This is a genomic window from Nocardia sp. NPDC055053 (assembly GCF_053608285.1).
In genome coordinates, this window is record NZ_JBSGVD010000017.1 from 44,171 (window position 1) to 69,234 (window position 25,064).

At 68.9% G+C, this 25,064-nt stretch carries 22 protein-coding genes; 7 read left to right on the forward strand and 15 right to left on the reverse strand.

Annotated features, from left to right (window positions below):
* The 5 genes from ACWF82_RS19175 (at window position 1) to ACWF82_RS19195 (ending at window position 6,707) form a co-directional block, all read left to right on the forward strand.
* Window positions 1–618 (forward strand): hypothetical protein, encoded by a 618-nt coding sequence (locus ACWF82_RS19175; protein WP_452502860.1) that lies wholly within the window; start codon window positions 1–3, stop codon window positions 616–618.
* Window positions 615–1,916, forward strand: coding sequence for a TetR/AcrR family transcriptional regulator (locus ACWF82_RS19180; protein ID WP_452502862.1), 1,302 nt, complete (start codon window positions 615–617; stop codon window positions 1,914–1,916). The genes ACWF82_RS19175 and ACWF82_RS19180 overlap by 4 nt, the downstream gene beginning before the upstream one ends.
* Window positions 1,917–2,325: 409 nt before the next feature.
* Entirely contained in the window at window positions 2,326–4,071 is a 1,746-nt protein-coding gene (locus tag ACWF82_RS19185) for a hydroxysqualene dehydroxylase (RefSeq protein WP_452502864.1), read from the forward strand.
* A gap of 89 nt (window positions 4,072–4,160) precedes the next feature.
* A complete protein-coding gene (locus ACWF82_RS19190) occupies window positions 4,161–5,222 on the forward strand; it encodes a lytic transglycosylase domain-containing protein (protein ID WP_452502866.1) in 1,062 nt (353 codons plus the stop codon).
* Between the two features lie 6 nt (window positions 5,223–5,228).
* A complete protein-coding gene (locus ACWF82_RS19195; protein ID WP_452503048.1) occupies window positions 5,229–6,707 on the forward strand; it encodes a flavin-containing monooxygenase in 1,479 nt (492 codons plus the stop codon).
* 12 nt (window positions 6,708–6,719) lie between these two features.
* Here the strand turns inward: ACWF82_RS19195 and ACWF82_RS19200 are convergent, their stop codons facing one another.
* From ACWF82_RS19200 to ACWF82_RS19235, 8 genes are all read right to left on the reverse strand, one after another.
* Window positions 6,720–8,384: an AMP-binding protein gene (locus ACWF82_RS19200; protein ID WP_452502868.1), complete on the reverse strand. Its 1,665-nt coding sequence runs from the start codon at window positions 8,382–8,384 to the stop codon at window positions 6,720–6,722.
* A gap of 2 nt (window positions 8,385–8,386) precedes the next feature.
* Entirely contained in the window at window positions 8,387–8,938 is a 552-nt protein-coding gene (locus ACWF82_RS19205; RefSeq protein WP_452502870.1) for a nuclear transport factor 2 family protein, read from the reverse strand.
* Between the two features lie 84 nt (window positions 8,939–9,022).
* Window positions 9,023–10,174, reverse strand: coding sequence for a PucR family transcriptional regulator (locus ACWF82_RS19210; protein ID WP_452502872.1), 1,152 nt, complete (start codon window positions 10,172–10,174; stop codon window positions 9,023–9,025).
* Between the two features lie 97 nt (window positions 10,175–10,271).
* Window positions 10,272–11,669, reverse strand: coding sequence for a glutamine synthetase (locus ACWF82_RS19215; RefSeq protein WP_452502874.1), 1,398 nt, complete (start codon window positions 11,667–11,669; stop codon window positions 10,272–10,274).
* A 14-nt stretch (window positions 11,670–11,683) separates the two neighbouring features.
* Window positions 11,684–12,100 carry an aminoacyl-tRNA deacylase gene (locus ACWF82_RS19220; protein ID WP_452502876.1) on the reverse strand — a complete coding sequence of 139 codons (417 nt, stop codon included), beginning with the start codon at window positions 12,098–12,100 and terminating at the stop codon, window positions 11,684–11,686.
* Between the two features lie 99 nt (window positions 12,101–12,199).
* Window positions 12,200–12,766, reverse strand: coding sequence for a G/U mismatch-specific DNA glycosylase (gene mug / locus ACWF82_RS19225; RefSeq protein ID WP_452502878.1), 567 nt, complete (start codon window positions 12,764–12,766; stop codon window positions 12,200–12,202).
* Between the two features lie 23 nt (window positions 12,767–12,789).
* Complete coding sequence (locus ACWF82_RS19230; protein ID WP_452502879.1) at window positions 12,790–15,015, reverse strand: serine/threonine-protein kinase; 2,226 nt, start codon at window positions 15,013–15,015, stop codon at window positions 12,790–12,792.
* Window positions 15,016–15,083: 68 nt separating this feature from the next.
* Window positions 15,084–15,806, reverse strand: a complete 723-nt coding sequence (locus ACWF82_RS19235; protein WP_452502881.1) for a TetR/AcrR family transcriptional regulator — start codon at window positions 15,804–15,806, stop codon at window positions 15,084–15,086.
* A 155-nt stretch (window positions 15,807–15,961) separates the two neighbouring features.
* Between ACWF82_RS19235 and ACWF82_RS19240 the strand changes: the two genes are divergently transcribed.
* The gene (locus tag ACWF82_RS19240) at window positions 15,962–16,396 is read left to right on the forward strand and encodes a hypothetical protein (RefSeq protein ID WP_452503049.1); all 435 of its coding nucleotides are present in this window, start codon (window positions 15,962–15,964) and stop codon (window positions 16,394–16,396) included.
* A gap of 71 nt (window positions 16,397–16,467) precedes the next feature.
* Here ACWF82_RS19240 and ACWF82_RS19245 read toward each other — a convergent pair whose 3' ends face one another.
* The 6 genes from ACWF82_RS19245 to ACWF82_RS19270 form a co-directional block, all read right to left on the reverse strand.
* Window positions 16,468–18,681, reverse strand: a complete 2,214-nt coding sequence (locus ACWF82_RS19245) for an acyl-CoA dehydrogenase (RefSeq protein ID WP_452502883.1) — start codon at window positions 18,679–18,681, stop codon at window positions 16,468–16,470.
* 2 nt (window positions 18,682–18,683) lie between these two features.
* On the reverse strand, window positions 18,684–19,562 hold the full coding sequence (locus ACWF82_RS19250) for an SDR family oxidoreductase (RefSeq protein ID WP_452502885.1): 879 nt from the start codon (window positions 19,560–19,562) through the stop codon (window positions 18,684–18,686).
* A 4-nt stretch (window positions 19,563–19,566) separates the two neighbouring features.
* A complete protein-coding gene (locus tag ACWF82_RS19255; RefSeq protein ID WP_452502887.1) occupies window positions 19,567–20,445 on the reverse strand; it encodes a MaoC/PaaZ C-terminal domain-containing protein in 879 nt (292 codons plus the stop codon).
* Window positions 20,442–20,882 carry a type II toxin-antitoxin system Rv0910 family toxin gene (locus ACWF82_RS19260; RefSeq protein WP_452502889.1) on the reverse strand — a complete coding sequence of 147 codons (441 nt, stop codon included), beginning with the start codon at window positions 20,880–20,882 and terminating at the stop codon, window positions 20,442–20,444. The genes ACWF82_RS19255 and ACWF82_RS19260 overlap by 4 nt, the downstream gene beginning before the upstream one ends.
* 30 nt (window positions 20,883–20,912) lie before the next feature.
* Window positions 20,913–22,103: a lipid-transfer protein gene (locus tag ACWF82_RS19265; RefSeq protein ID WP_452502891.1), complete on the reverse strand. Its 1,191-nt coding sequence runs from the start codon at window positions 22,101–22,103 to the stop codon at window positions 20,913–20,915.
* A gap of 226 nt (window positions 22,104–22,329) precedes the next feature.
* Window positions 22,330–22,518: a hypothetical protein gene (locus tag ACWF82_RS19270; RefSeq protein WP_452502892.1), complete on the reverse strand. Its 189-nt coding sequence runs from the start codon at window positions 22,516–22,518 to the stop codon at window positions 22,330–22,332.
* A 228-nt stretch (window positions 22,519–22,746) separates the two neighbouring features.
* Here ACWF82_RS19270 and ACWF82_RS19275 point away from each other — a divergent pair, with 228 nt between their 5' ends.
* A complete protein-coding gene (locus tag ACWF82_RS19275) occupies window positions 22,747–23,646 on the forward strand; it encodes an aminoglycoside phosphotransferase family protein (protein ID WP_452502894.1) in 900 nt (299 codons plus the stop codon).
* A 38-nt stretch (window positions 23,647–23,684) separates the two neighbouring features.
* On the opposite strand, the gene ACWF82_RS19280 is transcribed toward ACWF82_RS19275, so the two are convergent.
* Window positions 23,685–25,058 carry an FAD-dependent oxidoreductase gene (locus tag ACWF82_RS19280; RefSeq protein ID WP_452502896.1) on the reverse strand — a complete coding sequence of 458 codons (1,374 nt, stop codon included), beginning with the start codon at window positions 25,056–25,058 and terminating at the stop codon, window positions 23,685–23,687.
* Between the last annotated feature and the right edge of the window lie 6 nt (window positions 25,059–25,064).

The following is a 25,064-nucleotide window of genomic DNA, read 5'->3' on the forward strand; positions in this document are numbered from 1 at the left end:
ATGAGCAACGACGAAAACACCTCGACCACAACGACATCCGAAGTCGCCGAGCCCGCCGCGACGGCGCCCACGATCGAGCAGAAGACCACCGAACCCGGCAGGTGGTGGGAGATCGACCGGAAAACGCTCGGCCTGCGCGGCGCCGCGGCGGTCGTGCTCGGCGCATCGGTGGCGACCTCGCTGGTGCTGTTCCTGGAGAACAAGGACAGCAAAGATCTCCTCGCCGCTCAGCAGCGGGCCCGCGAGGCCGCCTGCCACTATGGCCCGATTCTGGCCGACTACGACAGCAAGCGCCTCGACACCTATTTCAAGGCCGTTCTCGATGGGGCGACCGGCGACTGGAAAAAGCAGTTCGAGTCGACCAGCACCGAACTGCGCGATGCCCTCACGCAGGGAGAAGTCGTCTCCAAGACCACCGACAGCCAGTGCGCGCTGCGCACCGGCGACGAGACCTCCGCCGAGGCGATCGTGGTGATCGGAACGACCATCTCGAGCCTCGGCACCGAGCACAAGGCCAAGCCCGGCCAGTTGTCGATGGTGCTCAGCCTGCGCAACGACGACGGCCGGTGGCTGGTCGAGAAAGTGAATTCCCCGCTGACGACGGCGCCCGCGCAGTGACCGAACCCGGCGCGCTATCCCCCCGGCACACCGGCCGCTCCCCGCGCGCGGCGAAGGCCAGGACGTCGGGCAAGCACGCCGACGAACCGGCCGCGGATTCCGCGGCGCGTGCGGTCCGGCGCAGGCCGAAGAACCGGCGGGCGCAGATCGCCGCGGAATCGGCGGCAGCGTTCGGCGCACACGGCTATCACGGCGTGAGCATGGACGACATCGCCCGGCGTCTCGACATCAGTTCGACCGCGCTGTACCGGCACTTTCCGAGCAAGTACGCGCTGTTCCGCGCCGAACTGCTGCGCCTGTCCGGACTCGCGCTGCACGCCGTCGAACTGCCCGAGGACGCAGCGGGCTGGTCTCCGTGGCAGCGCCTCGACCATGTGCTGGGCGCCATCGTCGCCGCGACCATCGCCAACCGGCCCACCGCCGCCCTGGCTCGCTGGGAACGCCGCTACCTCGAACCCGACGACCATCAGGAGTTCAACGATCAGTTCGCCGCGGCGATCGCGAGCCTGCGCGCACGCATCGGCGAGGTCAGGCCCGAGCTGGACGGCCACGATCGCGCGGCGCGGGCGGTGTCGATCTTCGCCGTGATCAGCAGCATCGGCGATCACCATGCGACCGTTCCCGCGAAAACTCTTGCCGTGCTGCTTCGTTCGACGAGCTGGGCGATGATCGACGCCGATCTGACCGATCGGGCTGCCACCGCGACGGCACACCGGAGCACGGGGCGGGCGCAGCCGTTCAAACACGAACTGGTGCTACACAAGGCGGTCGAGCTGTTCCACGAGCGCGGGTATCCGAACGTCAGCGTGGAGGACATCGCCGCGGCCGCCGAGCTGTCCTCCGCGTCGGCGGTCTACCGCTACCACCGCAGCAAGAGCGATCTGCTGGTCGCTGCCTTCCGGCGGGCGGCGGATCGGGTCTCCGCGGCGATCAGACCGGCGACAGCCGCCGCCGACACCCCGGCCGGGGCGCTGGGCACGCTGATCGACCTGTATGTGTCCGGGTCGTTCGCCGAACGCGCGCTGACCTTCGTCTACTACGCCGAGTTCCGCCATGTGGAGCAGACCGATCAGGTGACCCTGCGCCATCTCCAGCAGTTGATCGTCACCGAGTGGGCGCGGCTGGTGGTCGGGGCAAGGCCAGAACTGTCGATGGGCGAGGCGCGCATCCTGGTGCACGCCGCGTTCAGCCTGGTCGTCGATCTGGGACGCACCTTCGGCGACGTCGGAATCTGCCCGCAGGACACCGTGATCCAACTCCTCGAGACCATCATCCTCGGCCGGCCGCTGGCACGATAGCCGCCACCCGGTGCCCGGTGCGCGGCGTCCGGACCTGCACATCGAATCCGGACGCCGCGACTACTCGATCGCCCGTCCGCCGCGACAGAGTTCGCCGGCTGCCGCAGAGGCGCGCGAGGGAGGCACGACGCGCGATCGCTGTGTGGCGTGGGGTAATTACGCCGCCCTCGTCGTCGCCGGGCACTTCGAACGGTACCGGTTCATATGAGAATTGTCATCAACTTATCTTCATTTTCAGATCACACCTCATGCGTGAATATTGCCGATTTGCAGGCCAGTTCGAGAGAACCCTCAGTAACATAAATCTCGGGGTATCGGAACCCGGCACCGGCGCGCACACGCCGGAACGTCCGGGCAGACGACTGGACAAGACATGGGAATCAACTGGCAGTCCTCGCGACGTGGATTCATGAGATCGGCCGCCGTCGGCGGCATCGCCGCCGCCTGGACCCTACGGTCGACCAACCGCAGGGCGGCGGCAGCGCCGGGTGGCCGCACCGTCGCCGTCTTCGGCGCCGGGCCCGCAGGCCTGACGGCCGCGCACGAACTCGCCGAACGCGGCTTCGCGGTCACCGTCTACGAACGCCTCGGCGCCCCGGGCGGGAAGTGCCGCAGCATCTTCAGCGACCAGGCACTGCCCGGCGAGCACGGCTTCCGCAGCTTCTTCGGCTTCTACCACAACCTGCCCGACACCCTGCGCCGGATTCCGTTCCGCGGCAATCGCAACGGCGTCCACGACAACCTAGTCCGCCTCGACGCGGCGATGATCGCGGGCGTGGGACGCAGCAACCTGACCATCCCGCTGCCGTTTCCGCTGCCGTTCAGCCGGATACCGCTGACACCACGGCAATTCGCCGACTCGTTCGTCTCGGTGTTCGAGACGCTGTTCCGGCTGCCGCCGCACGAAGCGCTCTTCGCCGCCGAACGGCTGGCTGTCTATGTCTCCAGCTGCGACGAACGCAAACTCGGCCAGTGGGAACGGATGAGCTGGACCGAATTCGCCGGCCTGGACAACGCCTCGGCCGAATACAGCCGCTTCCTCGGCGACGGGTTCATCCGCGCGCTGGTGGCGACGAAATCCCGCAACTGCAGCGCGCATTCGATCGGGCTGGTCGGCGAGGAATACGTGTGGTCGCTGCTGAATCTCAACAACGACGGTGACGGCCGCGGCAACGACCGGGTGCTCAACGGGCCGACCTCGGAGACCTTCATCGATCCCTGGGTCACCCATCTGCGTTCACTCGGTGTCACATTCGCGCTGGGCGCGCAGCTGTCGGGCTTCGAGACCGACGGAGCGCATATTCGCGCGGCGACGGTGACCGACAGCTCCGGCGCCAGGCACAGCGTCGAGGCCGACTACTACGTCAGCGCGATACCGCTGGACAAGGCGCCCGCGGTGTTCGCCGACGACGTTCTCGCCGCCGATCCCCGCCTCGAATCGATCTCCCGGCTGCAGTCGGCCTGGATGGTCGGCATCCAGTTCTTCCTGCGCAGACGGGCAGACCTGGCCGCGGGCCACGTCGCCTATGTCGACTCGCCGTGGAGCCTCACCTCGATCAGCGAGGCGCAGTTCTGGCGGACACCGCTCACCGGCTACGGCGACGGCGCGGTCACCGACGTGCTGTCGGCGATCATCTCCGACTGGGAGGAACCGGGCGTGTTCACCCGTAAGACCGCCGCACAGTGCACCCCGGCCGAAATCGCCGCGGAGACATGGGAACAGCTCAAAGCACACGTCAACAAGATCGGCGACGAGCCACTCACCGACGACATGCTGCATTCGTGGATGATCGATCCCGCCCTGCGCGACCCCGGCACCCCCGACGTGTCCTACGACGACGCCATCTTCATCCAGAATCCGGGCTCGTGGGCCGACCGCCCCGACGCGACCACCGCCATCGACAATCTCTTCCTGGCAGGCGACTGGATCCGCACCCAGATGAATGTCGCGTGCATGGAAGGCGCGAACGAAGGCGGACGGCTGGCGGCCAACGCAGTGCTGCACGTCAGCGGCTCCGCGGCGGGCCGGGTCCCGATCACCCCACGATTCCGGATGCCGCTGTGGGAGCCACTCAAACTGGCCGACAGCGCCCTGTACCACGCCGGCCAGCCCAACGCTTTCGACCTGATCGACCGCAGGTACCCGGTCCGCTGACCACGCGCGCGTCCGGCCGGGTGCCGGCCGGACGCCTGCTCCCTCGCTCCAAGCGGCCGCCCTTCGCGGCCGCGGAAGGTGGCATCATCATGCGCCCCGCCCCTCTCGCCGCGACCACGATCCTCGCGGCAGGCCTGCTCGTCTCCGGTTCGGCACGTGTCACCGCACCGGCGGCGCGCGAATTCCCCACTCCGCCCGTCGCTGTCGAAACGATGCCTGCGGAGTCGACGGTTGTCGGTCTGCTGGCGCCCACTCCGCCCGTCCCGCGCAAGCTGCGCACGGCGGCGCCGCCGATCGAGCCCGCGCCGCCCGTCGTGGTCACTCCGGCCGGTGCCACGGGCGGGTTCGGGATCCCCGAGACTGTCCTGGCGGCCTATCGCAATGCCGAACTGTCCCTGCAACTCTCGGCGCCAGGGTGCGGTGTGAGCTGGCATCTGCTTGCCGGGATCGGGAAGATCGAGTCCGACCACGCCGACCGGGGAAACACCGATGCCGCCGGCACGACGCTGCGGCCGATCTTCGGGCCCGCGCTCGACGGCACGCTGCCTGGCAACGAGGTGATCCCCGCCGCCGAGGGTGGATTCGTGCGCGCGGTCGGCCCGATGCAATTCCTGCCGAGCACCTGGAGCCGGTACGCCACCGACGGAAACGGCGACGGCACGGCCGACCCGCACAATGTCTTCGACGCCACCCTGGCCGCGGCCCGCTACCTGTGTGCCGACGGGACCGATCTGCGCGACACCGCGGCGCGGCAGCGTGCGGTGCTCCGCTACAACTATTCGGCGAGTTACGCCGCCGACGTACTCGGCTGGTCGGAGCGTTACCGCACGGGCGGGTCCCCGGTCCACGTCGACCTCGTCACCGTGCCGTCCGCCCCCACCCTGCCCCTGGACGACACCGCACCCGACACTCCCTCCCCCGCGGTCGAAGCGCCACTGACGCTCGAACCCATGGCACCGGCCCCGGCTCCATCGCCCGAGCCGGTGATCCTGGTGTCGCTGCCGGTGATCGGCGCCATCGAATGCGGGATCCTGTGCGGTGACCACCCGACGGGCACGCAGCGGCCACCGGCCGAACCCGACCCGGCACCCGGCCCGCAGATCACGCTGCCGCTTGGCGTCAGCATTCCCCTGCCGATGCCACAGGGCTGAGCTGTGCTGCGCACATCGGATCAGCGGCGGCGAGATCCTCGTGTCGCCATTGTCGGCGGCGGAATGTCGGGCATCTGCATGGCGACCACCCTGCTGCGCGCCGGCCTGTCGGATTTCGTGATCTTCGAGAAGGGACCGCGGTTCGGTGGTACCTGGCGCGACAACACCTATCCCGGCCTGACCTGCGATGTCCCGTCCCGGTTCTATCAATTCAGCTATGCCAGGAATCCGTCGTGGAGCCGGTTCCTGGCGAGCGGGGCCGAGATCGACGACTACTTCACCGCGGTGGCCCACCGATACGGACTCGAAGGAATGACCCGATTCGGGGTCGAGGTCACCGCCGTGCACTTCGACGGCGACCAGTGGTCGGTCCGGACTGCCGACGGCGACCGGGAATCGTTCGACTTCGTGGTCTGCGCCACCGGGATCCTGCACCACCCACGCCTACCCGGCCTCCCCGGTCTCGGCGAATTCGGCGGTGCGGCATTCCATTCGGCGCGCTGGGACCACGCCGCACCGATGGCGGGGGCGCGCGTGGGCGTCATCGGATCGGGGTCGACCGGCGTCCAGATCGTCACCGCGCTCGCGGGTACCGCCGCCAAGGTCACGATGTTCGACCGGTCACCGCAGTGGGTGCTGGCGATCCCCAATCCCCGCTACCCCCGGTGGGCGAGCGCGATCCGCCGACGTCTGCCACTCCTGGACACCGTCAGCTATCACGCCCTCCGGCTGACCTCCGAGTTCTGCTTCGACGCGTTGATCAGGCCGGGCCTGCGGCGCGCACTGGTCGAATGGTGGTGCAGGCGGAACCTGGCCTCGGTCCGCGATCCCGCACTGCGCCGGGCACTGACCCCACGGGACGCGCCGATGTGCAAGCGGCTCATCGTCTCCGACGGGTTCTATCGCGCGGCGCAGCGCGAGGACGTCGCCGTGGTGAGCGACCCGATCGACCGGGTCGAGCGGTCCGGTGTGGTGACCGTCGACGGCACCCTGCACGAGCTCGATGTCCTGGTGTCGGCCACCGGATTCGAGTCGCACGCCTACATGCGCCCGATCCGGGTGACCGGACGCCAGGGGCGCGTGCTCGACGAGGAATGGGGTGGCAGTCCGCGCGCGTTCCACACCGTCGCCCTGCCCGGTTACCCGAATCTGTTCGTGCTGATCGGGCCGCACAGTCCTGTCGGCAATTTCCCCCTCACCGCGGTCGCCGAGTGGCAGGCCGAGCACGTCACCGCCTGGCTACAACGTTGGCGCCGTCACGAATTCACGACGGTCGAGCCAACCGAGGCCGCCACCGGGCGCTTCAACGACCGTATCGACGACGCCTTCGCCCCGACCGTCTGGGCGACCGGCTGCCAGAGCTGGTACCGCGACGCCGACGGCCTGCCGACGGTGTGGCCCTGGAGCCCTGCCGCGCACCGCCGTCTCATGCGACGGGCACCGAACGACGCGAACTACCTGTTCGACGGTGCGCGACACCACTAGGCGCACGGACAGCTACAGCATCCGCTGCCTGCCGTACGCGGCGAATTCCGACTCCAGCGCCTGTTTGTCCGCTTCGGTCATGCGGCGGTAGTGCGGTTCGCCCCGGCCCGCCCACCGGTGGACCGGTTCGTCGGTGCGCCAGGCCTGCTCCTGGAGTTCGCGCTTGAGCACCTTGTTCGACCCGGTCACCGGGAGGTCGGCCGAGACGCGCAGGAACCGGGGTGTGCCTTTGCTGCCGAGATCGTCCTGGGTACAGAGGAATTCGGTGAACTCGGCGACATCGAAGCAGGCCGGATCGGCGACTTCGACCGCGGCCATGACCTGATCGCCCGAACGTGGGTCGGGCACCCCGAACACGGCGGCGGCGATGACCGCGGGGTGACGGCGCAGGACCTGTTCGATCATGAGTGCCGAGGTGTTCTCGCCGTCGACCCGGATCCAGTCGCCCTTGCGGCCGGCGAAGTACAGGTATCCGTCGGTGTCGAGGTAGCCCAGATCCCCGGTCCAGTACCAGCCGTTGCGAATGCGGTCGGCGTCGGCGACCTCGTTCTTGTAGTAGCCCTCGAAGGCGAGCGCGCCCGCTTTGTCGATCATTTCCCCGATGGCCTCGTCGGGATTGCGGACCCGGCCGTGCTCGTCGAGTTCGGCCCGCGCGCACTCCCGCAGGGTGTCCGGATTCACCACCGCCACACCGGGATGCGCGGGCCTGCCGAGGGCGGCGGGTGGTGCGGCGGGATCCAGGGCCGCCAGACTCGGGCCCTCACTGGAGCCGTACCCCTCGAACAGTTCCGCGCCGAAGCGGCGGCGGAACTCGTCCTGATCGGCCACCGACGCCTCGGTGCCGAACCCCCGCACCAGCGTATTGTCCGAATCCGTCGCGGCTTCGGGTGTGGCGAGCAGGTATCCCAGTGCTTTGCCGACGTAGGTGAAGTAGGTCGCGCCGAAGTGCCGCACATCCGGAAGGAACTGCGACGCCGAGAATTTCGGGGTCAAACAGATCGTGGCGCCGACCGACAGGGCAGGCGCCCACAACGCCATGATGGCATTGCCGTGGAACAACGGCATACAGCAGTAGTCCACGTCGTCGCGTACGTGCCCGAACTTCGCCGCGGCGGCATAGGCGACAACGGCGAGGCGGCGCTGGGTGCACCGCACCGCTTTCGACGTGCCGGTGGTACCCGAGGTGAACAACAGCAGCAGCAATTCCGCCGGCCCGCCCACCGCCGTTGGCGGCACGCGGTGGGCATCGATCCGGGTGGCGTAGCCGGGATCGTCGACCAGCAGGAACCGATCCGCGGTGAGGCCGAGATCCAGCTGCCGCAGCCGCGCCATCCCCGCGGCGTCGGTGACGATCAGCTGGCAGTCGACGTATCGCACATCGGCGGCCAGCTGGGTGCTGCCCCTGGTCGGATTGAGACCCGCCACCGTCGCGCCCGCCAGCGCCGCCGCGCCGAGCCAGAAGACGAAATCGGGCACGTTGTCCAGCAGCACGCCGATGTGGAAGGGGCCCTCGCGGCGCAGGGTGCGGGCCAGTTCCGCGCGGGCGGCCGACTCGTGCACGACCGCGTCCCAGGTCCAGTCGGTGTCGCGGGTGCGCAGGCCGAGGCGCTGGTCGCCGAGCCGGTCGAGCAGCATGCTCGCGATATCCGCCCGGTGCGCGTCCGTTCGTTGCGTCATCGTCACGCGCCCGGGTGTACGAGTTCGACGTATTCGCGCGGCAATTCGTCGAAGGTCAGCTTGCGGATCTCCGCGGGTCCGGAGTGATACGAATCCTCACCTTCGATGCGGCCCTCGGCATCGATCGGCCACAGCAGCAGCTGACGGAACACGACCAGGTAGTCGGCGGCCGGATCGTCGACGGGGATGCCGATCCGCGCGGCGTAGGCACCCGGGTAGATCTGTTTGAGGAAGCCCTCGGTCACCACACAGTGGTCGTCGACGACCAGCCGGTCCAGCTGGTACTCGAGCACGTTGCTGCGGCTGGCGACGAAATCGGAGTAGTAGGTGTGCACGACGTCGCGGCCCTTCGGGCCGACGTCCTTGCCTTGGTTCCAGAAGTGGTAGGCCGGTTCGGGGACCAGGGTCCGCATGAGCCCGTCGAGATCGGGTGCGGCCTCGGCCTTCATGTGTTCGATGACGATGCCGAGCATCGTGCGGTGCCGTTCGTTCGTGGTGACGGCCAGGCGCTGTTCTAGCGGCGCCCAGGTGTTGTTCGGATCGATGACCGCCATGGTGGAGACTCCTTCTCGTACACCGGGTTTCCCGGTCGCACCTACGCGGTGCCCGTCGATCGTCGCCGACGAGAGTGATCCAGATCACCCGACATCCGTCGCCGGATGGCTCCGAACCACCCGACGCGCGTCGGATCCGGTCGGCGGGTCCGGGAACAATTCCGCCGACGACAGGGCGATCCGGCGCATCGTCAGCGCCAAGGTGGCCATGAACCGATCCAGCGCCTCGCCGACATGCCAGCCCATCACCGTCTCGACCTGCGCGATCCGGGCCGCCACGGTGCTGTGGTGCAGATGCAGTTCGTCGGCGGTGCGCCGCAGTGATCCGAACACGCAGAACGCCTCCAGTGTGTCGACGGCGAGGCCGCCGGCTTCCGTCGCGGCGAAGTCGTTGAGCCGCATCACATCCGGCGCGCCGAGGAGCCGGGAAACCGGCAGTTCCCCGAGCAGGGCGAGAGACCCGAGCCGTTCGAAGGCAATCACCCGGCGTCCGTGCCAGGTCGAGGACGCGAATCGCAGCGCACGCCGCGCCTGCTCCCAGGAGGTGGCGGCCGCCAACGCGGGCAGCCGTTCGCCCATCCCGACCCAGGGACCGTCGGCGCCTCGTCGTGATGCCGGAAATGCCTGCACGACAGCCATATTCAACACATCCGACAACTCCCGGCAGGTGCCGGCGTCCTGCACCAGCACGGCGGTGGTCGTGCCGAGGATCGTCGAGCGGACCACCGGGACATGCTCGGCGATGATGCGCACCGCGTCCGCCGTGCCCGGTCCTGACACCGCCAGCAGGCACATCGGCCGCCCCGGATCGACGCCGAGCAGGCGCATCGCGCGGACCCGATCCGCGCGCCGCTGTTCCTCCGACAGCACCACTTCGAGCAGTGCCGGGTCGGCCAGCCCGGTCGGCCCGGCCGCACCCCGGCGCGATGTCACCCGCAGACAGTGCCGCAACCGGCCGACCAGCACGTCGTCCAGGGGTTGTGGGTCGCCGGTCCGCTCCAGCCACACCGCGGGGTCGGTGCCGAATGCTCCCGGCGGTGGTGCGGCGGCGGGAAGCATTCGGCCCGCCGCGTCGTACCGAATGCTGGTGCCCGACGGCCAGCGCGCACCCGCCGGGCATTCGGCCAGGACCGCGGCCGCGCGGATCACCGTATCGGCATTGGCGTCGGATTCGGCGAAGCGATCGAAGTACTCGACGACCCGCATCAGGTCAGCGGTGGGCTCGAGCTCGTCCATTCGGCACCTCCACTGTGGTGGACTGTCGATCAGGGTGACAGGAGCATGCCCGGTCGCCGCGGGATTTCACCCGGATCATCCCGCTGGATGGCACAGGTCAAAACCGCCACCGGGTCGCGGTGGCGATCTCTGCGGGAGTGGCGTCGGCGAAGAGTGCGATCTCGCCGCGGCGGACGCTGCTGATCGTGTCGGCCAGTTCGGCGCCGAACGCGCCGCAGAGCACCGGGTCCGCTTCGAAAGCGGCGACCGCATCGTGCAGGGTTCTCGGCAGCGCGTTGATCCCTGCGGCGTCGCGGGTGTGCTGATCGAGGACGGCGGGATCGACGGCGACGGGGCTGGGCAGCGTGCGGTCGCCGGCCAGGCCCGCACGGCCGGCGATCAGCAGGCCGGCGAGCGCCAGATAAGGATTGGCCGCCGGATCGAAGCACTTGACCTCGAAGTTGGCGGCGTACTCGCGTTCGCCCTCGGACCCGGTGATGAAACGCAATGCGGCCTCACGGTTCTCCAGCCCCCAGCACGCGTAGACCCCGGCCCAGTGACTGGGGCGCAGTCGCAGGTAGCTGGCCATCGACGGGCAGCCGATCGCGAGCAGCCCGGGCAGGTGTTCCAGGATGCCCGCGGCGAAGCGGTGTCCGGGGTCGGTGAGACCGAACGGCCCAGCGCCACCTGCCATCATGTTGCGCCCGTCGGCGGCCCACAGGCTGAGGTGGATGTGGCCACCGTTGCCCACCCCGTCGACGCCGACCATCGGTGCGAAGCACGCGCGCAGGCCATGTGCGGCGCCGGCCGCGCGAATGGTCTCGCGGACCACGATCGCGGTGTCGGCGGTGGCCAGCGGATCAGCGGCGGCAATGGACAATTCGAACTGGCCGACCGCGTACTCCGGATGGATCTGCTCGACGGCGATGCCGCTGTCGCGCAGCGCGCAGAGCAGATCGCGCAGGTAGCCACCGAGCTCGACGAGTTTGGCTGCACCGTAGGCGGGCGCGGTGGAAGCCGGGTGGAATGCGTCGGGGTCGGCGGGGTCGGTCCGCGAGACGATCCACTCGAATTCGATCGCGGCGCGCACCGTGAAGCCGTCGGCGGCGAGTTCGTCGACGATGCGGCGCAGCAGCAACCGGGAGTCGCGTTGGTGTGGTGCGCCGTCCTGGGTATACCGGTCGGCAGGGGCGATCGCCCAGCCGGGGAGCGCGGCGAGCGGTGCGACGCGTGCCAGGTCAGGGTGGAGCCGCAGGTCGCCGGTCGGCCCGCCGGCGAAATGCCCGGACAGGATCGAGTCGTCGAGCAGGAACGCGTCGAAGACAGGAGAGGCTCCCACGCCCCACGCCGCGGCGTGAGGCAGCCGTTCGAGCGGGATGGCTTTGGTCCGGGTGATGCCGCTGGTGTCCACCCAGGTCAGGGCAACCGCGACGATTCCACGGTCGTGCAGCGCCGCGCCGACGGACCTGGCGTGGTGGGAGCGGCGCTGACGTTCCTGCTCGGTCAGACGTTCCACGTCGAAGTGCCCGGCTAGGAGAACCGTCCCTTCTGCGCGTGCTCCATCAAGCGCAGGAACTGTTCGGTGCGCATGTGGATGAGCGTCTCGTGGTCCCCGGCCTCGAAATAGATGTCGGGTTGAGTGCTCAGGCTTTCGTCCATCAGTGTCGTCATGCCGTAAGCGGTGCACACGGGAGGGATCGCGCCGACTTCGCAGTCCTTGAAGACTTCGCGCATGTCCGACTCGTGGGCGAACGACAGTTGTCGCCCGGTGTGGTCCCACAGTTTCGGCAGCCGCAGGTGATGCGTGGCCGGCAGCACGGCGCCGACGTAGCCCTTGTCGTCTTCGAGGAGGACCGTCTTGGCGAGCCGGTCGCCGGGGATGGACGCTGTTTCGGCGGTCTCGCTACTGCTGTGGCTGTGCGGATGCCGCACAGTCTCATACTCCACACCCGCATCCAGCAGGCACGTGTGCACGGTTGGTGACATGGCCATGGCGGAACCTCCATCAGCTGGTTGGCACCACCGCCGAGCTCGGCGGCCTTGAATTCAGCATAGGCCCATTACCTCCATCCGGAGCCCGCGGAATTCGGCGGCCAGCGCGTCGAGCGTGTAGTGGGCGTTGAGGCCACTCGGGTTGGGCAGGACCCAGACCGCGGTATCGCCGAGCGCATCGGGCTGCTGTCCGACGGCGGTCCGTGGACGGCCGAATGCGGTGCGGTAGGCGCCCAAGCCGAGGACGGCGAGTACCCGCGGCCGATACCGCTCCACCCGTTCGACGAGGGCATTGCCGCCGTCACGCAACTCCTGCGCCGTCAGTTCGGCCGCCTTCGCCGTGGTACGCGGAACGACATTCGTGATGCCCAAGCCGAGGGTGAGCAGTTCGTCCTGCTCGTCGGGACGCAGCAGCCGCGAGGTGAATCCCGATCGGATCAGGGCAGGCCAGAAGCGGTTTCCGGGCCGGGCGAAATGGTGGCCGGTCGCCCCCGACCACAGCCCGGGATTGATCCCGCAGAACAGCACGCGCAGGTCCGGCGCCACCACATCGGGGATGAATTTGCCCTCTGCCGCCGCGAGATCGGCCGGCGTGGGGCGGTACACAGCGGAACGTGCCATCCGTCCAGTCTGCCCGTCGAGCGCTAGACCACCCGGCTGAGTGCGCGCAGGTCGGCGTCCAGCTTGCGGAACAGCCAATACACGGCGACGAAGGCGAGGCCGGCGGCCGCGCACAGCCCCAGTACCGAATCGCGCACGAGCCACAGTTCCGCGGGTTCGAGAAAGCTGAATCCGGCCAGCACCCCGACCACCGGCACCGACGCCGTCACCGCGAGGTAGACCGTGGTTCTGCGGCGCAGCCAGCGCAGGTCGGCGGCGTCGCGCTCCGTCGTTTGTCCGTGGCGCAGGTAGCGGGGATAGACGCAGCGGACGAGGTAGAACGTGGACAGGAAGAAGGTGTAGGCGACCGAGATGGTGCCTGCCACCAGAACGGTCGTCGCCGCGTGGATCTGCAACCGCACCGGAAGGTCGGTGTACCAGCGCAGCAGCAGCACGGCCGTCCCGGTGGCGATCAGCGCGGACAGCAGGGTGTTGAGCGCACACAGGTCGCCCCACACCAGTGTCCGCGACCGCACTCGCGCGAGCCGTGCCTCGCCGTAGCGTCTGTCTGTGCGCAAGCCGCGAAGAACCTCGAGCTGATCACGCGAGATGTAGACGTAGATGGCGATGGCCAACAGCAAGCCACCGAGGACGCACACCAGGATGCCCCTGTCGATCTGCGCGTTCGTGGCATCGGGCAGGCGCTGTCTGATCAGTTCCTGGGCGTGCACGGCCAAGTACACCGTCGCCAGCCCGACACCGACCATCGACGACAACCAGAGGACAGGAGTGGGCCACCGCGACAGTCGCGTTCGCCAGCTGTCCGGCGGCGGATACACGAGGTCGCGAGCCCTTTTCTCGAGGCACAGGTCGAACTGCTGGGCCAATTCCGAGCCGGACGAATAGCGGTCATCGCGATCGGGCGACAGGCATTTCAGGAGCACGCGGCGCAGCGCCATGGGGCAATCCGGCGGAAGCTCCGACAGGAATGCCGCCTCGACCGGTCTGCGCCGCAATTCGAGCATGCGGGCCAGCGACGTCTCCGACTCACCCGCCGACGTCTCGTCTGGGAAGGGCCGCCGCCCCGTGAGCAATTCCCACAGCATGACGGCCAGCGCGAAGATGTCGCTTCGGGTATCGAGGTCGAGTGCGGTCGCGGGCAGCTCGGGATGACAGGCTTCGAGCTGTTCGGGTGACATGTACGCCAGGGATCCGCCGAAGTAGGCCAGCGGGCTGGTGCCCTTGACACGTTTGCTGAAGCTGACGTTGAAGTCGGCCAGCTTCGGTACACCCTCGGCGCTCAGCAGCACGTTCGCGGGCTTGATGTCGCGATGCAGCACACCGCGTTCGGACGCGTGCTGCAGCGCGTCCGCGAGCCTGCGGCCCAGCCAGGCGACGGTCTCCGGCCAGGTCAGTGCCGCGGTCCTGGTCCGGATCGCCGATTCGGTAGGCCGGACCTCTCCCTTCTCGGCGAGTACCTCGTCGACGGCGTCGAGCAGCAGTTGCCCACCGTGGCGTTCCGGCGGCGCCGAGCGCCGCAAGCGCAGTACGTCGAGCAGCGTCCCGCCCGGTAGGTACTGCATGTAGAGCAGTTTCAGCTGGCCGTCGGCGATGAGCCGCTGGTCGAAGATGCGCACGATGTATTCGTGGTCCAGCTGGGCGAGCGTCTGCGGCTCGATGCCGTGGTTGTGGGAGATCTTGACCGCGACGAGTCGCTGCATCGATTGCTGCCGGGCGAGATAGACCTGGGCGAAGGCGCCCGCGCCGATCCTCATCAGGAGGTCGAAGTCGTCGACGTGATCGCCGACATCGATGGTGTCGAGCAGAACCTGCGCGCCGGGGCGGGCGATGATCGTGCTGTGGTAGTCGTCGCTCGCCGGCTCGGGGCCGGTCGCCGCCGCGGTCGCCGCACCGGCGGTAGGAGCCGCATCGGCGGTGGGAGCCGCATCGGTTGCCCGCGATCCGCGGCGCAGGGCATGGAATTCCTCGTAGACGAGCTCGGCGGGCAGCGGACCATCGCGCAGCTCGGGGAACTCGGCGCGGTAGTCGACCAGTCGTTTGGGAAAGTGATACCGGAGCCAGCGGTATTCGAGGTCGATCTTGATCAGTTCGATCAGGATCGTGCGCCGTGCCGCCGGTTCCCCGGGGAGGAACTCCGAGAGATCGGGTGGTGAACCGGACGCCCAAGCCTGCGACAGCAGCGCCACGGCACTGGCGAGCGCGGTGCGGGTTCGTTCGGCTGAATCGACCAGGTCGATCGGCTCGGACATCGGTGGCTCGAGATCAGCCTCGGGCGATCACGCGACGGCTACACGCGATGCGGACTGGTTGCCCCACGTCAGCTCCTTCCCTCGAGACTTCCTTGCTCAAGGGTATCGCTCGGCGGCGCCACGAGATCGGCCATCGGCGTCAGCGGATTGAGCATGACCCCGACCTTGCGCAGGCTGCTGTCCACGATCGCCCAGATCGCCCCCTGCAGGTACGACGACAGCTCGGCCGCGTCCATCGGCTGCATCGAACGGCTCAGCCACCGGTTCACACTGCCGTCGACGAACCCGACCAGGCCGAAGGCCATCGGCTCGGCGATCGTCACCGGGGCCGACTGGGCGCGCAACGCGTTCTCGAACACCTCGCGCACGGTGCCGGCGATCGCGATCTTGGTCCCGGACACGATCGGCGAATTGTGCCGCTGCTTGCCCTCGGACCCGGCGCCGAGGAAGTAGTGCAGCCGGGGATTGGCGGCGATCCACCCCACATAGGTGTCGACCGACCGCGCGATGGCCTCGGCCACGGTGCCTTCGGGATTCAGGGTGGGCGCGAGTACCGCCATCAGGTCATCGACGATGCGGGCCCGCAATTGTTCGTCGAGGTCCTGGCGATCCTTGAACAACCGGTACAGCACCGACCTCGGTATCTCCGCGAGATCGGCGATCTCCTGCACGCCCACCGAGGCGCCCTGCGCCTGCACCGCCGCGAGCGCCGCGGCGAGAATCCGGTCCCGGCGCTCGGCGCGATGCCGGTCCCATCGGCTGGCCCTGCCATCGGCGCGCTGTGCGGTCACATTCCTCCCATCGGGCGCCGGATCGGCGCGATCCGGCGGGGACAGTATCCCAGCCGGGTCCGGCGCCCGGCCGACGCGGACTCGGGACAGATCACGATCCATCGGCGATCCTGTTCTGGTCGGGGATGGACACCGACGGAGAGGACCTGATCGATATGACCACCGCGTGGGCTGTGATCGCCGCGGCGACGTTCTGCTGGCTCGGCATGGTGCTGGCCATCTCGTTCCTGGAAGCGCCACTGAAGTTCCGGGCGCCCGGGGTGACCGTGCCGATCGGGCTCGGTATCGGCCGGTTGGTGTTCCGCGCGCTCAACATCGCCGAACTCGTCCTCGCCGCAACGATTCTCGTCGCGATCCTCGCCGACTCCCCCGGCACCGCCGCCACGCGGGCGCTCACCGTGGCCATGGTGGCCTTCGCCGTCCAGGTCGTCGCCGTGCGCCCGCGATTGACCCGCCGCAGCGATGCCGTGCTCGCCGGCGTCGACGCGCCACGGTCGCATAGTCATCACGCGTACATCGCGCTCGAGGTGGGGAAGGTCCTCGCGCTGCTGGTCGGCGGGATTCTGGTCTTCGCCCACAGCGTGCCCTGAACCAGCAGGTGAGTGCCGCGACCACCTGTCGATCGCCGCGGCACTCACCCTGCGGGCGGCCGTGAGCAGGCTCAGGCGGTCACCGACGCGTCGCGGGGCAGCCCCAGCATGCGTTCGCCGATGACATTGAGCTGCACCTCGGTCGTGCCACCGTAGATGGTGGTGGCGCGCCCGGCGATCAGCTGTTCCATCGCGTGATCACTGCGCTCCCCCGGCACCGAGACAACGCCTGCGATGCCGAGCTCGGCGACGACGAACTCCGAAATCGCCTGTCCCAGCGCCATACCCAGCAGCTTGCCGACGCTGGATGTGGTCGAGACATCGATCCCGGACAGCTGCTTGAGCACCACCCGGGAACCGATCACGTCCACCGCCCGGCTCTCGGCCATGAGCTCGCCGACGTGGTAGCGCGCCACCGGTGACAGGTCCCGCCCGGCCGCGAACTTCAGCAGGTCGGCGTCGGTGGCGTAGGCCTCCATCTTCTGGCTCAGTGCCACCCGTTCACCGGCCAGCGTCGTGCGCGCCACGTGCCAGCCGTCGTCGACCGCGCCGACCACGTTCTCGTCCGGAATGAACACGTCATCGAGGAACACCTCGTTGAACAGCGCCGATCCGGTCATCTCCCGCAGCGGCCGCACCGTGATGCCGGGGCTGGACATGTCGAGCACGAAGTAGGTGATGCCCTCGTGCTTGGGCTTGTCCGGGCTGGTGCGCGCGATCAGCATCGCCCATTCCGCGAACTGCGCGACCGTGGTCCAGATCTTCTGCCCGGTGACCCGCCAGCCACCGTCGACCTTGGTGGCCTTGGTGGTCAGGCTCGCCAGGTCCGAGCCCGCGCCCGGTTCGCTGAACAGCTGGCACCACACCACCTCGCCGCGCAGCGTCGGCACGACCAGCTCGCGCTTCTGCCGTTCGTCGCCGTGCGGGACGATCGCGCCGACCGCCCAGGTACCCATCAGCAGCTGCGGCATCGGGATACCGGAGGCCTTGATCTCCTGCGAGATCACCACCTGCTCGAGCGGCGAGGCCGAGCGGCCGTACGGGCGGGGCAGATGCGGCAGGTTCCAGCCGCCGTCGCCGAGGGCGACGAGCTGGTCGTCCTCGTCGTCGATCGTCGCGATCTGGGCGAGCTCGGCCCGGATACCGGCCCGGATCTGCTCGGCCTCGGCGGGCAACTCCAGTTCGCTGGACAGCGTCAGCCCCGACAGCGCGTAGCCGGCGACCGCCGCGGCGCGTTCGTCGCGCGCACCCAGCTGACCGCGCAGCGCGAGCGCGCGCCGGTAGTACAGGTGCGCGTCGTGTTCCCAGGTGAAGCCGATGCCGCCGTGGACCTGGATGCAATCCTGGGCGACCTGCACCGCGGCGTCGGGAATGATCAGCGCGGCGACGGCGGCCGCGTAGTCGGCGGTCTCGTCGTCACGATCCAGCGCGGAGGCGGCATCCCACAGCACCGCGCGCGCCTTCTCCAGCGCGATGCCCATGTGCGCGCACTTGTGCTTGACGCCCTGGAACTGGCCGATCGGCCGACCGAATTGCACGCGGGTCTTGGCGTATTCGGCCGCGGTCGAGACGCACCACGACATCACGCCGACCGCCTCGGCGCCCAGCACGACCGCCGCGACCGAGCGCACCCGCGCCGAGGTGACCGTGAGCACCCGCGCCGCCGACACCTCGACCGAATCCGCGTGCAGCCGAGCCGCTGCGCGCAGCACGTCGACATTGTCCTGCGCGGCGACGGTCAGATCGGCGTTCTCGAACGCGACCCACCGCTGCTCGCCGACGACGGTGACCGGCGCGATGATCACCTCCGCCGACGCCGCCCCGGCCACGCCGTCGGCGGTACCGTCCACGACCAGCGCGCCGTCGCGCAGCACGCCGGTCAGGTTCGACGACAGGGCGACCGCACCGGTGCGCGACCCGTCTGCCAGACCGGGCAGTTGCGCCTGCGCCCATGCCCCACCGTCCTGGGCGAGCACCGCGCTCGCCAGCGCCGTCGGCACGAACGGACCGGTGTGCAGGCCACGGCCGAGCGGCTCGAGCGCGACGGACAGAGTCAGCAGACCCGCACCCTGCCCGCCCACGTCCTCGGCGACGTGCAGGCTCAGCAGATCCTGCGCGACGAGAACGTCCCAGTAGGGCAGCTGCTTGCCCGCCTCGCCTGCTTCGACTGCCGCGCGGACGATCTCGGCGGTGATGGTGCGTTCGACGAACCCGTGCACCGCGTCGGCGAGGGCCAGGTGATCCTCGCTGACGCCGACGCCGAGCTCATAGCTGTTGCGTGCCATGACTAGCTGGACTCCTTCAGCTGGGCGGCGACACCGTCGATGGTCCACGGACCGTCGGTCTCGACCGTGCGCACGTCGTGCCAGCCACCGAGTTCGATGATGGCCCCGCCCTGCACCGCGAACACGTTGCCCGTGAGTGGGCAGCCGGCCTCGGCCAGGTGCGCGACCAGCGGCGAGATGTTGGCCGGAGAGAACGCGTCGAACTCGCCCTCTGGCACCTCGGCGGCGAACAGCGCGCCCATGCCGGGGGTGGCCAGGGTCAGGCGGGTGCGCGCGATCGGGGCGATCGCGTTGACCCGCACGCCGTAGCGCTCGAGCTCGTCGGCGGCGACGAGGGTCAGTGCGGCGATGCCCGCCTTGGCGGCGCCGTAATTGCCCTGTCCCGCATTGGGCATGAAGGTGCCCGAGGCCGAGGCGGTATTGATCACCGCCGCGTTGACGGGCGCACCCGCCTTGGTCTGTGCCTTCCAGTACGCCGCGGCGTGGTGCAGGGTCGCGGCATGGCCTTTGAGGTGCACGGCGATGACCGCGTCCCACTGGGATTCCTCCATGCCCGCGATGAACGCGTCGCGCAGGATGCCCGCGTTGTTCACCAGCACATCGAGCGTGCCGTATTCGCTGATCGCCTGGTCGACAAGGGCTTTCGCGCCGTCCCAGGTGGCGATGTCGTCGGTGTTGGCGACCGCCTGGCCACCGGCGGCGACGATCTCGTCAACCACCTGCTGCGCGGGCCCGGCGTCACTGCCGGACCCGTCGTTGGCGCCACCGAGATCGTTGACAACGACCTTCGCGCCTTCGCGGGCGAACAGCAGCGCGTGTTCGCGGCCGATACCGCGCCCGGCGCCGGTGACGACTGCGACGCGACCGTCAAGCTTTCCCATGGGTTCAGTTCTCCTCGTTGATTTCGACGCGGCCGTCGGTGATCGCGATCTGGCCCGCGGCTTCGGTCTCGAAGGCGTAGGCGGCGACACCCGGTGCGGCGGCGGTGCGCCACAGGGTCGTGGTGATGTCCTGGCCCGGCAGCACCGGCTTGGCGAAGCGCACGGCGAGGCGGCGCAGGCGCGCGGTGTCACCGTCGGCGAGTTCGGTCAGCGCAGCCCACGACGTGAACGCCATGGTGCACAGACCGTGGTTGATGATGCCGGGAAGCCCGGCCATCCTGGCGATTTCGTCGTCGAGGTGGATCGGCATCGGATCACCGGAGGCGGGCGAGTAGCGGAAGGTCTGGTCGCTGTCGATGCGTGCGGTGACCTTCGCGACCGGTTCGCTCGCCCGGTCGGCGTCGGTGATCCGGTGCTCAGGCGCCCGCTCCCCCGCGCCGGGACCGGCGTCGACCTTGCGGAAGAACGCCGTCATCCACTGCTCGTTGACGAGTTCGCCCGCGGCGTCCCTGGTTTCGGCGTAGACGACCACCGTCGAACCGTTCGGCTTGCCCACGTAGCCGATCGGCTTGGCGCGCACCACCAGTTCGTCGCCTGCCCGGATCGGCCGGTGGAACAGGAAGTCCTGCTCACCGTGCACGAGCTTCATCAGCAGCTCCACCGGCGCCACCGACAGGGCGGCGGGCGCCATCGAGGTGAACACCGGGACGACCGCGAACACCGGCGGCGCGATCTGGCCGCTGCGGTGGGCGTCGATCGGATCATTGGTCGCCGCGGCGTATTCCGCGATCCGTTCCGCGGTGACCGAGAACCGCTCCTCGTCGGTCCACTCCCCCAGGCCGGAGCCGTCGAAGACGACCCCGGCCGAATCCGACGTGGTCACGCGGCCGAACCGACGAGCTCGGTGAACTTGGCCATCGAGGCCTTCAGGTCGGCTTCGGCGTGCTTGGCGACGGCCTTGCCGATCGGGCCCACGATCATGGTGCCCTTGAAGCTCGCGTCGAACGCGGCACTCGAGCCGGACTCGGTCGGCTCCACCCTCAGCGCGAATTCCACAGTGACACCGGCCATTCCGGTGCCGGTGATGCGCAGGTACTTGTTCGGGTCGACCTCGGCCACGGTCCACTCGATCTTGTTGGCCATGTTCATCACCGACACCACCTCGATGAAACGCGAGCCCGCGGTCAGTTCGGTGGGGAGCTCGCTGCGCCAGCCCTGGTGGATGGTCAGCCAGTCCTCCCAGTTCGCGAGGTCGCTCAGGCGGGCCCACGCCTGCTCGGGGGTGACGGGAAGATCGGTGGAAACGGACACAGATGCCATGGGGTTACTCCTCGGGTTTCGTGGGGAAGATCAGCGGTTGGCCGGGCGGTAGGCGGTCACCACGACCGCGCCGCCGAGACCGATGTTGTGCTGCAGGGCGATTCGCGCGTTGTCGACCTGTCGGGCGTCGGCGGCGCCGCGCAGCTGCCAGGTGAGTTCGCTGCACTGGGCCAGGCCGGTGGCGCCGAGCGGATGGCCCTTGGAGATCAGGCCGCCGGACGGGTTGACGACCCACTTGCCGCCGTAGGTGGTGGCGTTGTCGTCGACGAGCCGGCCGCCCTCGCCGGGTGCGCACAGGCCGAGCGCCTCGTAGGTCAGCAGTTCGTTGGTGGAGAAGCAGTCGTGCAACTCGATGACGTCGACGTCCTCGGGGCCGATGCCCGCCTGCTCGTAGACCTTCAGCGCCGCGGTGCGCGACATGTCGGCGCCGACCAGGTTGATCGCGCTCTGGGTCGAGAAGGTGGACTCGAGGTCGGTGACCATCGCCTGTCCGACCATCTCGACCGCGCGATCGGCCAGGTTGTGCCGGTCGACGAACGCCTCACTCGCGAGGACGACCGCGCCGGATCCGTCGGAGGTCGGCGAGCACTGCAGCTTGGTGAGCGGGCCGTAGATCTGCTTGGCCGCGAGGACTTCCTCGAGGCTGTATTCCTTCTGGAACTGCGCGTACGGGTTGTTCACCGAGTGCCTGTGGTTCTTCACGCCGATCTCGGCGAACTGCTCGGCGGTGGTGCCGTAGCGCTCCATGTGCTCCTTGCCCGCGGCGCCGAACATGTACGGCGCGGGCGGCATCGCGAACTCCTGCAGTTCGGCCAGCGCGAGCAGGTGGCGCATCATCGGCTGCTCACGGTCGTCGAATGTCGAGCCGAGCGAACCCTTCTGCATCTTCTCGAAGCCGAGTGCCAGCGTGCACTCGGCCAGGCCGCCGCGGATCGCCTGCGCCGCGAGATAGAGCGCGGTCGATCCGGTGGAACAGTTGTTGTTGACGTTCACCACCGGAATGCCGGTCAGCCCGAGCTCGTAGACCGCGCGCTGACCCGAGGTCGACTCGCCGTACACATAGCCGACGTAGGCCTGTTCGACGCGGTCGTAGTCGATGCCGGCGTCCGCGAGCGCCTTGGTGCCCGCCTCCCTGGCCATGTCGGGGTAGTCCCATTCCAGTTCGCCCGGTTTCTCGAACTTCGTCATCCCGACGCCGACGACGAACACCTTCTGTGTCATGTACGCACTCCTGTGTGCCGCGCGTCCCGTTTATATGGGACACGGTGTCCCTGTAATTTAGGTTGGACACCGAGTCCAGGTCAATACCTCGACAAGGACCGATTTCAGACAGGAGGACGCGAGTGCTACCGCTTCCGGCGCACTGAACAGCAGAGATTTAGCGAGGCATACGTCCCAGATACATTGGCAGAAGAGAGCTAAGCCCCCGAGAGAAGGATCCGATCGGCTAGTCGGACAGCGAGTCGCCAGGCATTCGCTCGACGGCACGCAGCCGCTCGGCGAACCCGGTCAGAATCTCGTGCGACTCGACGGACAGGCCATCGATCAGCGCCATGAAGCGCTCGAATCGCGGATCGGAGAACGGCCCGCGCCGGTCCACGACGGAACGAGCCCCGGCCAGGCCACTCGACACCATCCGACACTCCCTAGACCCAGCAGCCGACCCATACGCGACCGCCTGCTGCCCAGCGATCTCGCCGAAGGAAAAGTAACATAGCTGAACATTTGCGCATCCCCAGGAGCCACGGCGTGCATCGAGCCCGCGAGTAATTCGCGATAGCTTCGTACCGTGCGGCCGACCGCACCCGGCGGGGGCCCTCGCCAGGACCGTGGAGCAACACAGGACGGCGGGGGTAACGCGATCATGATCACCGTGCCGGAAGTGTTCGCCCGCAAGAAGCTGACGGCCGCGGGCGACCATGGTCGCACATGGCTCGAGGCCCTGCCCGGTCTGGTCGACGACCTGCTGCGACGGTGGTCCTGCACACCCGACGGCCCGGTCATGCACGGCGAAGTCGGCATCGTGGTACCGGTGCGGCCGCATCACCTGCCACCCGCGGTCGTCAAGGTCTCGTTCCCTCACCCCGGCATCCGCCACGAACCCGATGCCTTCACGGCATGGAACGGCCGCGGCGCCGTGCGCATCTACGCACGTGACGACGCCCGCTACGCGATGCTGCTCGAACGCGCCGACAACACCCTGGCCACCGTGACCGACCCGGAACGAGCCGTCGCGATCCAGGGCGGCCTCACGCGCAGGCTGGCTGTCGAAGCCCCCGCCGGACTCCCCCGGCTCGCCGATCAGATGGACGACTGGGAGCACGAGATCCGCACCACGGCAGCGGAATTCGGCCAACCGTTGCCGCGCCGAGTCCTCGACGCGGCACTCGAGACCCTCCGCGAGCTCGGCCGCGACCAGCCGAACACCCTCGTCCATGGCGACCTCCACGACGCCAATGTCCTGTCGTCGGATCGAGAACCGTGGCTCGCGATCGACCCCAAGTGTTACGTCGGCGACCCCGCATCAGACGCATTGAATGTCATCCGCAGCCCCCGATTCGACGACCTGCTCCGCTCGGCGAACCCGAAAACAACGATCCTGCGGCTCCTCGACATCTATTGCGAGGCGGCGCAGATCGATCCGATCCGCGCCCGCCGCTGGACTCAGGCGGGCGCGGTCAAGGAAGCGCTGTGGGGCCGAGCCAACGGCGATCCGGCCTGGCTGGTGTCCGCGACCGACCGGCTCGCCGCCGCCCTGATCTGAGCGGCGGTCGCGCAGCGGGCGCTTCGGCCGCCCGGGGATCAGTGGCCTCGGGCCACCGCGCGGGCCGCCGCGCGGGCGGCGACCAGTACCGGATCCCAGACCGGCGAGAACGGGGGTGCGTAGCCGAGGTCGAGCGAGATCACCTGCTCCACTGTCATTCTCGCGGTGAGGGCGACCGCGGCGGTGTCGATGCGCTTGGCGGCGCCGTCGCGGCCGACGATCTGTACGCCGAGCAGCCGGCCGGTGCGGCGTTCGGCGAGCATCTTCACCGTCATGGGCTGCGCGCCGGGGAAATAGCCTGCCCGGCCGGTGGATTCGATGGTGACGGAGTGGAACTGCAGTCCGGCGCGCCGGGCGTCCGCCTCCCCCAGGCCGGTGCGGGCCACCTCGAGATCACACACTTTGCTGATCGCGGTGCCGACCACGCCGGGGAAGGTGGCGTATCCGCCGCCGACGCCGGATCCGATGACTTGGCCGTGCTTGTTGGCGTGGGTGCCGAGCGCAACGTGGCGCAGCGTGCCGGACACCAGGTCCAGCACCTCCACGCAGTCACCGCCTGCCCAGATGTCGTCGTATCCGCGCACCCGCTGGGCGAGATCGGTGAGCAGACCGCCTTCCTCGCCCAGGGGCAGCCCGGCTCGGCGCGCGAGGTCGGTGGCCGGGCGCACGCCGATCCCCAGGATCACCACATCCGCCGGATACTCTTCGTCAGCGGTCGTCACCGCCTCGACGCGTCCGCCCGAGCCGGTCCGCATGCCGGTGACTTCGGCGTCCGTCACGACCCGGATTCCCATTCCCACCATGGCTTCCCGCACGAGCGCACCCATATCGGGGTCAAGCGTGGACATGGGTTCGGCGCCCCGGGTGACCATCGTGACCCGGAATCCGCGCCGCACCAGCGCCTCGGCCATCTCGACGCCGATGTACCCCGCGCCGACGACGACCGCGTCCCGCCCGGTCGCCGCCGCGAGCCCGTCGATGACCTCCTGCCCGTCGTCGAGGGTCTGCACGCCGTACACACCCTCGGCATCGATGCCAGGCAGCGGCGGACGGATCGGCGTCGCGCCCGTGGCCACCACGAGCTTGTCGTAGCTAGTCCACGATTGCGCACCGGTCGCGAGGTCGTGTGAGAGCACCTGTCGCCCCGCCGGATCGATCTCGATCACCTCGGTCCGCAAACGCAGATCGATGTCGCGAGCGCGGTGCTCGGCGGGCGAGCGCGCGATCAGGTCGTCGGCGTCCTCGACGTCTCCGCTCACCCAGTACGGAATCCCGCACGCCGAGTAGGAGGCGTGGTTTCCCTTCTCGAACACCACGATCTCGAGCTCGTCGGCGCCGCGCAGCCTGCGCGCCTGCGACGCCGCGGCCATCCCGGTCGCGTCCCCACCGATGACCACCATGCGTTCGCCCATGGCGTC